We start from the raw sequence: 12505 nt of genomic DNA, 5'->3' as shown, positions 1-12505 counted from the left end.
CTGAGAGTTTTAACGCGCCCCCTACTGACAGGTACCGCGCGCTTACCCCTTCGGTGGCCGCGAATTGATGCGACGCTTTCCAGAGTGTCTGCCAATACGCGGTCCCGTGTACCTGAGAGTTTCCGGGGCGGTTGCTCCTTCGGTGCCGCTGGCTGTTACCAACGGTCTCTCCCGCGTATCGGCCAAAGAATCACTTCCTTGGCGACGGATATTTCCTGCGCGATTCCGCGCGGGCGGTCAATCGAGATTGGGACGCAGCCAGCGTTCTGCGGTGGAAAGATCCACCCCGCGCCGCTTCGCATAGTCCTCCAGCTGGTCGCGGCCGATCCGCGCGACGCCGAAATACTGGCTTTCCGGGTGGCCGAAATAGAACCCGCTGACCGCAGCGGTGGGCCACATGGCGAAGCTTTCGGTCAAGGACAGCCCGGCATTCTGCTCCGCCTCCAGCAGTTCAAACAGGATCGGTTTCAAACTGTGATCGGGGCAGGCCGGATAGCCCGGCGCAGGGCGGATGCCGCGATATTTTTCCTTGATCAGCGCTTCGTTGGTCAGCTGCTCGCCCGGCGCATAGCCCCACAGATCGCTGCGCACATGCTGGTGCAACCGCTCGGCAAAGGCCTCTGCAAAACGGTCCGCCAGCGCTTTGAGCAGAATATCCGAATAATCGTCATTATCCGCCTTGAAGCGCGCAATATGCGGTTCGATCCCGTGAATGCCGACAGCGAAACCGCCAATCCAGTCCCCCGCCGGATCGATAAAGTCAGCCAGGCACATATTCGCGCGGTCGCGGCTTTTCTTGACCTGCTGGCGCAGGAAAGGAAGCACGACGTGTTCTTCGCGGCCCCCTTGTCGGATAAATTCCCGGTGGATGGTCACATCATCACCGTCCCTCGCACAAGGCCAGAAGCCACAAACCCCACGCGCGGTCAGCCATTTCTCACCCACGATCTTGTCCAGCATCGCCTGCGCATCATCGAAAAGGCTGCGCGCGCTTTCGCCAACCACATCATCCTGCAGGATCGCCGGATAATTGCCGTGCAATTCCCACGCGCGGAAGAACGGCGTCCAGTCGATACAGCCGCGCAGATCGGCCAGATCCCAATCCTCGAACACATGTACGCCGGGCTTGTCCGGCGGCGCAGCCTTGTCGCTGAGGAAAGCGTCGTAATAGTTCGCCCGCGCTTCCTCCAGCGTCAGCAGCGCGCTTTGCGCCTTGCCTGCACGGACATCGCGGACATGAGCATAGTCGCTCGCTACCTCTCCGACAAAGTCATCGCGCAAAGTATCAGACAGCAACTTTGAAGCCACACCAACAGCGCGGCTGGCGTCGAGCACATGGAGCACCGGCCCTTCATAGGCTTCATCGATCTTCAGCGCGGTGTGGACTTTGCTGGTGGTCGCGCCGCCGATCAGCAAGGGCATGGTCATGCCCGCACGCTGCATTTCTTCTGCCACCGTAACCATTTCATCGAGCGACGGCGTGATCAGGCCCGACAGGCCGATCATATCGGCATTCTCATCCTTGGCCACTTCGAGGATTTTGGACCACGGCACCATCACGCCCAGATCGACCACATCATAGCCATTACATTGCAGCACCACGCCGACGATGTTCTTGCCGATATCGTGCACGTCGCCCTTCACCGTGGCCATGATAATCTTGCCTTTGGACTTGCGCTCCTCGGGCGCGAGCAGGTCCTTCTCGGCCTCGATAAAGGGGATCAGATGCGCGACGGCTTTCTTCATCACGCGCGCGGATTTGACCACTTGCGGCAGGAACATCTTGCCGCTGCCGAACAGATCGCCAACCACATTCATCCCGTCCATCAACGGGCCTTCGATCACTTCGATGGGCCGCCCGCCGCGCTCTTCGGTGGCGGAACGCATTTCTTCGGTATCGGCGACAATATGCGCGTCGATCCCTTTGACCAGCGCATGTTCGAGCCGCTTTTCAACCGCCCAACCGCGCCATTCCTGCGCTTCCTTCTCGGCCTTGGCGTCTTTGCCCTTATAGCTTTCGGCAAGGTTGATCAGCCGCTCTGTCGCGGACTCATCGCCCCCATCGCTTTTGGCCACCGGCCGCATCAGGATCACATCCTCGCACGCCTCGCGCAGCGCCGGATCGATCTGGTCATAGACATCAAGCTGCCCCGCATTAACGATCGCCATATCGAGGCCCGCGGGGATCGCGTGATAGAGGAACACCGAATGCATCGCGCGGCGCACGGTCTCGTTCCCGCGAAAACTGAAAGACAGGTTGGACAGGCCGCCCGATGTCTTGGCCAGCGGACAGGCCGCCTTGATTTCGCGCACCGCTTCGATGAAATCGAGCCCGTAGCGGTCATGTTCCTCGATACCCGTCGCCACCGCAAAGATGTTGGGATCGAAAATAATATCTTCGGGCGGGAAACCGATGCCGGTCAGCAGTTCATAGGCACGGCTGCAAATCTCTACCTTGCGCGCTTTGGTGTCCGCCTGCCCCGTCTCGTCAAACGCCATCACCACCACGGCGGCGCCATAATCCATGCACTTGCGCGCTTGTTCGAGGAATGGCTCCTCGCCTTCCTTCATCGAGATCGAATTAACGATTGGCTTGCCCGAAACGCATTTCAGACCCGCTTCGATCACGTCCCATTTGGAGCTATCGATCATCAGCGGGACGCGCGCGATATCGGGCTCCGCAGCGATCAGTTTCAGAAACGTCGTCATCGCATGGACCGCGTCGAGCAGCCCTTCGTCCATATTGACGTCGATCACTTGCGCGCCGTTTTCGACCTGCTGGCGCGCGACTTCGACGGCGGTGTCATAGTCGTCCGCCATGATCAGCTTTTTGAACCGGGCAGAGCCGGTTACATTGGTGCGCTCGCCGATATTGACGAAGTTGGCGGTTGAGATGTCGTTCATTTGTCTACTCGTCATCCCAGCGCAGGCTGGGATCGTTATCAGTCAGGTCGCGGCGGCGAAGAGCGATACCAGCTTTCGCTGGGATGACGGCACAACTCACGCCGCCACCGTAAAGGGTTCAAGTCCGGCAAGCCGCATCTGCACATCACGCGCAGGCACGCGGCGCGGGGATGCGCCAGAAACGGCTTTGGCAATCGCAGCAATATGATCGGGGCTGGAGCCGCAGCATCCGCCCAGAATATTCACATGGCCATTATCCGCCCACTCGCCGACCAGCGATGCGGTGGTCGCGGGCAATTCGTCATATTCGCCCAATTCGTTGGGCAGGCCCGCATTGGGATAGGCCATCAATAGACAATCGGCGATTTTGCCCAGCATCTGCACATGCGGGCGCAATTGTTCAGCGCCGAAGCTGCAATTGAGGCCTACGGTCACCGGATTGGCGTGGCGCACCGCATACCAGAACGCTTCCACCGTATGGCCCGACAGGTTGCGGCCCGAAAGATCGGTCAGCGTCATCGACAGCATGATCGGCACATCGCGGCCCAGCTCACGCTCCAGCTGTTTGACCGCCATCACGCCTGCCTTGGCGTTGAGCGTATCGAAAATCGTTTCAATCAGGATGAAATCGCAGCCGCCTTCGACCAGCGCGGCGGCCTGTTCGTGATAGACCTGCGTCAGATAATCAAAATCAATCTCGCGAAAGCCCGGGTCTTCGACATCGGGGCTAAGCGACAGCGTCTTGTTGGTCGGGCCGATCGCGCCCGCAACAAAGCGCGGGCGGCCATCCATTTCTTCAAATTCATCGGCCAGCTTGCGCGCGATCTTGCCGCTTTCGACATTGATTTCGCGGACCAAAGCTTCTGCCGCATAATCCGCCTGGCTGATGACATTGGCAGAGAATGTGTTGGTCGCGATGACATCAGACCCGGCGTCCAGATAGGCGCGAGTGATGTCTTCGATCACATCGGGACGGGTCAGAGCGAGAATATCATTATTGCCCTTCTGATCCGCTTTCAGGCCCAAATCCCCCGCGTAATCCTCTTCAGACAGCTTGCGGTTCTGGATTTGCGTACCGAACGCACCGTCCGAAACAAGGACGCGCTTCGCCGCTTCGGCATAGAGCCTTTCACGTGCGGTTGAAGGGGAGATCATTTGACGCCTCCTGTGGGGCGCATGCCCAGCATATGGCAAATTGCATAGCTCAGTTCTGCACGGTTGAGCGTATAGAAGTGGAACTGGCGCACACCGCCCGCGTAAAGACGGCGGCACAGTTCGGCGGTGATCGTGGCGCTGACCAGCTGCCGCGCGGCGGGGCGTTCGTCGAGGCCGTCAAACAGCCCTTCCATCCAGTTCGGGATCGCGGTGCCGCACAGGCCGGACATGCGCTGGACCGCGGCGAAGCTCATTACCGGCATGATGCCGGGCACGATCTCGCCCTTGATACCGGCAGCCGCAGCCTTGTCACGAAATTCAAAGAAACATTGCGGATCGAAGAAGAACTGGGTGATCGCGCGCGTCGCCCCTGCATCGAATTTGGCCTTGAGGTTTTCGATATCGGCTTGCGCATCGGGGCTGTCGGGATGGACTTCGGGATAGGCCGCGACCGATATTTCGAAATCGGCAATGTCCTTGAGCCCCGCGATCAGTTCCACCGCATTGGCATAGCCGCCCGGATGAGGCGAATAGGCGCCGCCGCCATCGGGGGCGTCGCCGCGCAGCGCGACGATATGGCGGATGCCCTCTTCCCAGTAATGCCGCGCAACTTCGTTCACTTCTTCGCGCGTTGCCGCAACGCAGGTCAGATGCGCGGCGGCGGGGATGCCCGCTTCGTTCTGGATCCGCACGACTTGTTCATGCGTGCGGGTGCGGGTTGAACCGCCAGCGCCATAGGTGACCGAAGCAAAACGCGGGCCAAGCGGTTTGAGCGTTTCCACGCTTTGCCACAAAGTCTCGCCCATCTTGTCCGTCTTGGGCGGGAAGAATTCGAATGACACGTCGATATCGCCCGGCAGACCTTCAAAGAGCGGGCTGTCGAGCGCGGTGCGCGCTTCGTGCATCTGGTTGAGAGTGGGGCTCATCGGGCCGCCTTTCGTGCATCGGTGGAGGCCGGGGTTCCCAAGCGGGTACCGAGCCAGATTTTTACAGTGAGTTCGCCTTCATCCATCGCGATCGGCCTGGCCGGTTCGTAGCCAGCTTCGTGCAGCAGATCGCGGATCGCCTTGTCGGTAAAGCCGAGCCGCGCATGCGCGTGGCGGTCGCGCAATTCCTCGCGGTTATGCGCGGCGAAATCGACAATCGCGATGCGCCCGGCAGGGCGGGTCACGCGCGCCGCCTCTGCCAAGGCCGCGGCCGGATCCTGCGCGAAATGGAGCACCTGATGGAGCAGCACCGTGTCAAACCGATGCGCTTTGAACGGCAGCGCCAGAAAGTCGCCTTGCACCAGTTCGATCCCGCCGGATGGCAGGTTTTGCAATTTTGCCCGCGCAACGCGCAGCATATCGAGACTCTTGTCGAGCGCGATCACATGGTCGGCCCCGTTTGCGGTGCCCGGCGCAAAAAGTTCCGCCATCCGCCCGCTGCCGGTGCCGATATCGAGCAATTGGCCCAAGGGTTCGCCGCCCAACGCCGTCAGCAGCCGCTCTTCGACCAGTTGATCGGGGCTGTGGAGCTGGCGCAGCTCGTCCCATTCGTCTGCATGCTGCGCGAAATAGGACGCTGCATTTTCCTCGCGCGCGGAGCGGATATTGTTGAGCTGCCGCCGGTCATCGGCGCACATCGCGGCAAATGCCGTGTCCTCGCGCTCTGCAGTGGCGAGCAGGCGCGCAACCGCCTCGCCCACCGGATCGCCGCGTTCATTGCCGATCGCGGCGCGCAGGAACACCCAGCTGCCTTCGCGGTGCCGCTCTGCCAGGCCCGCATCGCACAGGATCGCCACATGGCGCGAAACGCGCGGCTGGCTCTGGCCGAGCACTTGCGCGAGCTCGCCCACCGCGAGCTCCATCGCCGAAAGCAGCCGCATGATCCGCAGCCGCGTCGGGTCTGTCAGCGCGCGCATGGTGGTTTCGATCTTCATTCCCGAGGGCATATAAAGATATTGTTATATCTGCAAGCGCAGAAAAACTTTCCTACATTGCGCGCGCCCCATAAGATGTGTTTGATCAACTTACTCCCGCGAAAGTCTCTCATGAAATACACCAAATTCGGCAATACCGGCCTCACCGTCTCGCGCCTATGCCTGGGCTGCATGAGCTTCGGCGATGCCGCCGCCGAAGGCCATGACTGGACGCTGGATGAAGACGCCTCGCGCCCGCTGATCCGCGAGGCATTGGAAGCGGGGATCAACTTTTTTGACATCGCCAATTCCTATTCGGGCGGAACGTCGGAAGAAATCACCGGCCGGCTGCTCAAGCAAATGGCGCGGCGCGACGAAATAGTAATCGCGACCAAAGCGTTCTTCCCGTGGCGGCGCGCACCCAACACAGGCGGTCTCTCCGCCAAAGCGCTGATGCATGCCGTGGATGACAGCCTGCGCAGGCTCGGGACAGATTACATCGATCTCTACCAGATCCACCGCCTCGATCTGGAAACGCCGATGGAGGAAATTCTCGAAGCGCTCGATGGCATCGTCCGGTCGGGCAAAGTCCGCTATATTGGCGCCTCATCGATGTATGCGTGGCAATTTATGAAAATGCTGCATATCAGCGAGACGAAGGGGCTCAAACGTTTCATCTCGATGCAGAATTACCTCAATCTTCTCTACCGTGAAGAAGAGCGCGAGATGTTGCCACTATGCGCCGATCAGGGCGTGGCGGTGATGCCTTGGAGCCCGATGGCGCGCGGCAAATTGACCCGGCCGTGGGATATCGAAACCAACCGGTCCGAAACCGATCTGGTCGGCAAAGCGCTTTATGGCAATGCGGATGCAAGCGATCATGCGGTGGTCGATGCGGTCGCGGCTCTGGCCGAAAAACGCGGCTTGCCAATGGCGCAAATCGCGCTGGCATGGGTGCTGCACAAGCGCGAAGTGACCTCGCCGATCATCGGCGCGACCAAACCAAAACATATCGAAGATGCGGTCGCGGCGCTCGATGTCGAGCTGTCAAAAGAAGAGATCAAGTCGCTCGAGGCACCTTATGTCCCGCATCCGGTAACCGGCATGTTCTCGATGCCCAAAACCGATCCCAAAGTGAGCGTACTCGACACCGACTAAAGGATGAGTGCCTTTTTTTGGGTCCGGCCGCTTTATGGGCGCGTTTGCCCGGTCCCATGAACCAGATATTTGAAGCTGGTGAGTTGTTCCAAACCAACCGGGCCGCGCGCATGCATTTTGCCCGTAGCAATACCGATTTCTGCCCCCATCCCGAACTCGCCGCCATCGGCAAATTGGGTGGAAGCATTGTGCATCACAATCGCGCTATCAACCGCGGCCATAAAGCGGTTCGCGGCGTCTTGGTTCTCGGTGATAATCGCGTCGGTATGGTTGGACGAATGTGTGCCGATGAAAGAGATCGCCTCTTCCAAGCCATCAACGATTTTGATCGAAGCAATCGCTTCCAGATATTCGGTGCCAAAATCATCCGCAGTGGCAGGGGCGATCCGCTTGTCGATCGCTACCACCTCGGCATCGCCGCGCAATTCGCAATCGGGCATCGCGTCCGCCAACATGGGCACCAGCCGGCCGGCCACGCCGCGATCAATCACGATGCTTTCGGTCGCGCCACAAATACCCGTGCGGCGCATTTTCGCGTTGCGAATGATCGAGGCGGCTTTGTCCAAATCTGCATCGCCATGAACATAGCTGTGACAGTTCCCGTCGAGATGGAGCAAAGTCGGCACTTTCGCCTGATCGCGCACCAATTCCACCAGTCCGCGCCCGCCGCGGGGGATGACCAGATCGATATAGTCCACCGCATGAAGCAACTCTGTCACCGCAGCTCGATCGGTGGTTTCCACCGCCTGCACGGCATCCTCGGGCAATGCGGCGCTGCGCAGCCCTTCCCGCATGCAGGCAACTATTTCGCGTGTGGAATTTCGGCTTTCCGATCCGCCACGCAATATAATCGCATTGCCCGATTTTAGACAAAGCGCGCTCGCATCTGCACCGACATTCGGGCGTGATTCATAGATCATTCCGATCACACCGATTGGCACTGCAACACGCTCGATCCTGAGCCCGTTTGGCCGGTCGACTTCGGCAAGTTTACGCCCGACCGGATCGGCCAGACCGGCAATATCCTCAAGCGCCGCAGCCATCGCTTCGATCCGCTGCTCATCCAACATCAGCCTGTCGATGAAAGATGCGGGGCGGGTGTCTGCAACGGTTGCAACATCAGCACGATTGGCTTCGATCAGACGCGGCGTAGCTTGGCGAAGCGCATTTGCCGCTCCGGTCAAGGCAGCGTTCTTGGCCTCCGTCGTTGCGCAAGCCATATGCCGCGAAGCAACTTTGGCGCGCTTTCCCAGTTCAGAAATCGTGGCGATGGCAGCATTCATGTGGGCGTCGCTACCATATTGATCGGCGCGGCGGATAGCAGGAAAGCCTTGTGACGCGCCGAGAATTCCTTGGCCACAGCCAAGAACGTCAAGAACCGTCAAATCGGGAATTGCAGGCCATTCACCCGCGCGGGAACCATTCCTCGATTGATCGGCTTACATTTGACAGAGCAGTGTTTGACTGGAACACAATTGGCCGGGGCACGACCAATTGCAGCTTTGATACAGGGAACTGAGCATGGCCGAAACGAAACATTCAGCGCGCAGCCTGATGGTTGTTGCAATCGCCACAATTGCCGCCTTGGCCTTCGCATGGTTTGCCGGTGCAAATACGCAGCAATGGAACGGCTATTCGGTGTTTTTTGTTTGCGCACTTGTGTCCTTCGGAGTGAACTGGATTGCCTTTATTCCGGCCGCGATCGCGCAGACCGAGAAATATTATGACCTCGTCGGCTCGATCACCTATCTTACGATCATTACCGTTGCCTGCGTCCTTGCCGCGCCGCTCGATATGCGGGCAATTGTGGTCGCCGCAATGGTCGCGGTCTGGAGCATCCGGCTGGGCAGTTTCCTGTTCAAGCGGATCAGCGAAGACGGGCATGATGGCCGTTTCGACAAAATCAAAATCAATCCCGCGCGATTCCTGGTGGCGTGGACGCTGCAGGCCTGCTGGGGGCTCTTCACCGCAGCCGCTGCGATTGCAATTATTGCCGCCGATTCCCCTGCCCCACTCGGCGTGTTCTTCTGGCTCGGCGCAATTGTCTGGGTGGCCGGCTTTGCCATCGAAGTGGTTGCCGACCGCCAGAAACGCGCCTTCAAGAAGGATGATGCGAACAAGGGCAAGTTCATTCAGTCAGGGCTTTGGGCATGGTCGCAGCACCCGAACTACTTTGGGGAGATCATGCTGTGGACCGGCATCCTGATAATCGCCGTCCCCCTGCTATCCGGCGCAGGATGGCTGGTGGTGATTTCACCGGTTTTCGTGACATTTCTGCTAACCAAAGTCAGCGGTATCGCGATGCTCGACAAGGCGGCTGACAAGAAATGGGGCGATGATCCCGCCTATCAGCAATACCGCCGCAACACGCCAGTTTTGATCTTACGCCCACCAAAGGTGTGAACCGAGTTGAGGGCTAATGGTGCCGCTTACTGGACTCGAACCAGTGACCCCATCATTACGAATGATGTGCTCTACCACCTGAGCTAAAGCGGCGTTGCGGGCAGGTGCAGGCGATTTTCCTGACAAACCTGACCCGCGAAAAGTTGGAGGCCCGAGCCGGAATCGAACCGGCGTGCACGGTTTTGCAAACCGCTGCGTCACCACTCCGCCATCGGGCCTCATCCATGCGGAGACGCGCAACTAGCGGCAAAAATTCGCCAACGCAATCCTGCTTTCGCCTTTGCGCGCTTTGGGCTGGCCACGGCCAATAGTTTCGCTATGAAACCGAACCATGAGCGTAGCAGATTTGATTGACCCGATTGGTAACAGCGATGGTGCAGTGACCCTGCTCAATGCGGAAAACTGGATGCAGGGGCGTACCCTATACGGCGGCGCGTCGGCGCTGTTGGCTTACACCCATGCGATCCGCAAATTTACCGATCTTCCGCCATTGCGTGCGGCCCAAATCGGGTTTGTAGCCCCTGTTGGTGCCGATTTTGAGCTGCGAAGCGAAATTGTTCGCCAGGGGCGCAATGTCACGCAATTGCGGAGCGAAGTCATTTCGGATGGCAAAATTGCGCTCACCGCGGTCTGGGTGTTCGGCACGAGCCGTGACCCCAATGCGGTCTATCCCTCAGCCCCAATCGGAGAGGGCCCAGGCCTGCCCGGCGCGTCCCCCGCGGTAGATTCGCGCCACCCGCCTTCATTCGTCAGCAACAATTTCGACGTTCACTACACCGCAGACCGACAGGATGCGGGAAAGCCTGTCATTCGCAGGTGGGTACGCCTGAAAGAACCCTCAAATACGGATCCGATCTCCGAACTGGTTCTGATGGGCGACACGCTTCCCCCGTCGGCAATGCGGGTCATGCAACGCCGCGGGCCACTCAGTTCGATCAATTGGTCATTCAACGTGCTCGATACGGAGCCGGTCACACGCGATGGCTGGTGGCTCGTGGAAACCGCCAGCGATCATGCTGATCAGGGATATTCGAGCGAGCGGCTCAGGCTCTGGAATGCCGACGGCAAACAGATGCTATCGGGCATTCAGGCGGTTGCGATCTTCGGTTAGCGCCTAGACATCGTCAAATGCCGGCGCGCGTTTGGCCATTCCGGCCATAACCGCTTCGATCTGGTTCTTTGTCCGCATAACCGCGGCTTGCTCGATGCTTTCTTCCATCAAAATCGCATCACCTTCCAGTTCCACCATGGCATTCGCAAGACGCTTTGCGCCCTGGATCGCGTGCGGATTGCGATTGGCAATTTCGCTGGCGATTGCGGTGGCCCGGGCAACAGGGTCTGTATCGACAAAGGTCGCCAATCCGTATTCCCTGGCTTCTTCGCCGGTAAATTGCCGGTTGGTATAGGTGAGTTCGCGCAAGACGTCGTCGCGCACCAGCCCGCGCCACAGGAAGAAGCCTGCCATATCCGGGACCAGCCCCCATTTCATTTCCATGATCGCCAACCGCGCATCGGGCGTGACGACGCGAATGTCCGCGCCGCTCGCGATCTGTAGCCCGCCGCCAAAACATACACCATGCACCGCCGCGATTACCGGAACTTGCAATTTGCGCCACTGCATCGCGACTTGCTGGAACTTGTTGGAATTCCCGTAAGTACGCTCGGTCAGGGGCGGGGCATCAGGCGAAGGTTCCGCGCCAAACGAAGACGTATCCAATCCCGCGCAGAAGCTCTTGCCTTCACCCGACAGGACAACCGCGCGCAGACCTTTCATTTCGTGCAAGGCGTGCCCGGCTTCGATGATCCGTTCGAACATCTGCGGGTCAAGCGCATTCATTTTGTCAGGCCGCGTGAGCCTGACCTGCGCAACACCATCATCTCCCAATTCGATCGAGATGCGGTCGTTTTCCTGAAGTTGCATATTCCTCACCCAAAATCGCCACAAACATGGCTAGTTCGCTGCCTTCGTTACCGATGCGCGGAAATCTGTCCAGAGCGAGGATGTTTTCGTGGCTGCGTGCTTGGCCTGTTTTGACGATGAGGATGCCTGCTTGGGGTAAAATGCGCGAGGCTCTTCTTGGCATTTATGGGCCAGCAAACAGGTTGCTGTGCCACATGTGTCTCAATGCGGTTACAACTGCCCGCCGGCGCGCATGCTGTACGCCATTTTCTGCGTGACAATAATATGATCTTTGATCTCGAACCCCAGCAAGCTTCCGGCGCTCACCAGCTTGCGTGTGGCCTCTATGTCGTCCTCACTGGGATGGCAGCTGCCCGAGGGGTGATTATGCGCCAAAACCATCGAAGCGGCATCGATTGACAGCGCCCTGCGAAACAATTGCGCTATGTTCAGATGGATCGAGTGCGAAGTTCCCCAACCCATTTCCGCATCTTCGAGATAGCGGCCTTGCCGGTCGCAGAAAATTACCAGCAGATGTTCTTTCGCACCGCGGCACAGCCGCTCGCGCAGATAGGTCAAGAATGTCATGTCGCGCGGATCAACCATCGACCTTCGGCGGCCAAGACGTTTGGCGTTTGCCGGGAAAGCCCGTCCCGCGAAGAATCGCGCGCATAGCTGCCCCGCTAGCTGGGCGACCTGCGCTGCGCCGCTGTCAGGGGCCTGTCCCTCCAGGACCTGTACATGCCGAAGCGTTTCACTCGCCTGTGATGGAACCAGATCCCCAACCCCAGAATGATGATCAGAAAATAGGACGGAGCAATGTACATGACCGCATAGGCAGTCGGCGAAATCTGCTGCATCAATGCCTTCGCCAGATGCGCAACGGTCGCAACAATCTGAAATCCGGTTAGCCATAAGGGGTAGTTCCGATTGGCTCGCAGTGCGATGATTCCCAGTGAAAACAGTGCAAATATGTCGATCGCAAAATGGACGGGATCTGTTTGGTCTATCAATCCGCCTGCATCGATGATCCAGTGATACGCCCGATCAACGACGATCATCATCACGAATGTCGTGGCACAGGC

Annotated in this window: 11 protein-coding genes, 2 tRNA genes and 1 riboswitch; of the genes, 3 read left to right on the top strand and 10 right to left on the bottom strand. The window is 59.0% G+C overall.

What is annotated here, in order from left to right:
- Positions 1 to 89 precede the first annotated feature (89 nt).
- Positions 90 to 184, bottom strand: a riboswitch (glycine riboswitch).
- 53 nt (positions 185 to 237) lie between these two features.
- From metH to GRI41_RS13435, 4 genes are all read right to left on the bottom strand, one after another.
- The gene (metH, locus tag GRI41_RS13450) at positions 238 to 2904 is read right to left on the bottom strand and encodes a methionine synthase (RefSeq protein ID WP_160605658.1); all 2667 of its coding nucleotides are present in this window, start codon (positions 2902 to 2904) and stop codon (positions 238 to 240) included.
- Between the two features lie 96 nt (positions 2905 to 3000).
- The gene (locus tag GRI41_RS13445; RefSeq protein ID WP_160605657.1) at positions 3001 to 4059 is read right to left on the bottom strand and encodes a homocysteine S-methyltransferase family protein; all 1059 of its coding nucleotides are present in this window, start codon (positions 4057 to 4059) and stop codon (positions 3001 to 3003) included.
- A complete protein-coding gene (gene metF / locus GRI41_RS13440) occupies positions 4056 to 4985 on the bottom strand; it encodes a methylenetetrahydrofolate reductase [NAD(P)H] (RefSeq protein WP_160605656.1) in 930 nt (309 codons plus the stop codon). Before metF ends, GRI41_RS13445 begins: the two co-directional genes overlap by 4 nt.
- The gene (locus GRI41_RS13435) at positions 4982 to 5980 is read right to left on the bottom strand and encodes an ArsR/SmtB family transcription factor (protein WP_160605655.1); all 999 of its coding nucleotides are present in this window, start codon (positions 5978 to 5980) and stop codon (positions 4982 to 4984) included. Before GRI41_RS13435 ends, metF begins: the two co-directional genes overlap by 4 nt.
- Before the next feature lie 111 nt (positions 5981 to 6091).
- Between GRI41_RS13435 and GRI41_RS13430 the strand changes: the two genes are divergently transcribed.
- Positions 6092 to 7117, top strand: a complete 1026-nt coding sequence (locus GRI41_RS13430; protein WP_160605654.1) for an aldo/keto reductase — start codon at positions 6092 to 6094, stop codon at positions 7115 to 7117.
- A gap of 32 nt (positions 7118 to 7149) precedes the next feature.
- On the opposite strand, the gene GRI41_RS13425 is transcribed toward GRI41_RS13430, so the two are convergent.
- Entirely contained in the window at positions 7150 to 8400 is a 1251-nt protein-coding gene (locus GRI41_RS13425; protein WP_160605652.1) for a glutamate-5-semialdehyde dehydrogenase, read from the bottom strand.
- A 238-nt stretch (positions 8401 to 8638) separates the two neighbouring features.
- Here GRI41_RS13425 and GRI41_RS13420 point away from each other — a divergent pair, with 238 nt between their 5' ends.
- Positions 8639 to 9520, top strand: a complete 882-nt coding sequence (locus GRI41_RS13420) for a DUF1295 domain-containing protein (protein WP_160605650.1) — start codon at positions 8639 to 8641, stop codon at positions 9518 to 9520.
- A gap of 17 nt (positions 9521 to 9537) precedes the next feature.
- Here the strand turns inward: GRI41_RS13420 and GRI41_RS13415 are convergent.
- Together GRI41_RS13415 and GRI41_RS13410 are read right to left on the bottom strand one after the other, a co-directional pair.
- Positions 9538 to 9613: transfer RNA gene (locus GRI41_RS13415), tRNA-Thr, on the bottom strand.
- 51 nt (positions 9614 to 9664) lie between these two features.
- Positions 9665 to 9738: transfer RNA gene (locus GRI41_RS13410), tRNA-Cys, on the bottom strand.
- A gap of 113 nt (positions 9739 to 9851) precedes the next feature.
- Here GRI41_RS13410 and GRI41_RS13405 point away from each other — a divergent pair.
- The gene (locus tag GRI41_RS13405; protein WP_160605648.1) at positions 9852 to 10631 is read left to right on the top strand and encodes an acyl-CoA thioesterase; all 780 of its coding nucleotides are present in this window, start codon (positions 9852 to 9854) and stop codon (positions 10629 to 10631) included.
- A gap of 3 nt (positions 10632 to 10634) precedes the next feature.
- On the opposite strand, the gene GRI41_RS13400 is transcribed toward GRI41_RS13405, so the two are convergent.
- The 3 genes from GRI41_RS13400 to GRI41_RS13390 all read right to left on the bottom strand — a co-directional run bounded on the left by GRI41_RS13400 (position 10635) and on the right by GRI41_RS13390 (position 12484).
- The gene (locus GRI41_RS13400) at positions 10635 to 11441 is read right to left on the bottom strand and encodes a crotonase/enoyl-CoA hydratase family protein (protein WP_160605646.1); all 807 of its coding nucleotides are present in this window, start codon (positions 11439 to 11441) and stop codon (positions 10635 to 10637) included.
- Between the two features lie 210 nt (positions 11442 to 11651).
- The gene (locus tag GRI41_RS13395; protein ID WP_160605644.1) at positions 11652 to 12008 is read right to left on the bottom strand and encodes a JAB domain-containing protein; all 357 of its coding nucleotides are present in this window, start codon (positions 12006 to 12008) and stop codon (positions 11652 to 11654) included.
- Positions 12009 to 12103: 95 nt separating this feature from the next.
- Positions 12104 to 12484 (bottom strand): hypothetical protein, encoded by a 381-nt coding sequence (locus tag GRI41_RS13390; RefSeq protein WP_160605641.1) that lies wholly within the window; start codon positions 12482 to 12484, stop codon positions 12104 to 12106.
- Positions 12485 to 12505: the final 21 nt, after the last annotated feature.

This window comes from Pontixanthobacter aquaemixtae (assembly GCF_009827395.1).
GTDB classification, from domain to species: domain Bacteria; phylum Pseudomonadota; class Alphaproteobacteria; order Sphingomonadales; family Sphingomonadaceae; genus Pontixanthobacter; species Pontixanthobacter aquaemixtae.
The sequence above is the reverse complement of the archived record's forward strand: the minus strand, read 5'-3'. Positions and strand labels throughout refer to the sequence as shown.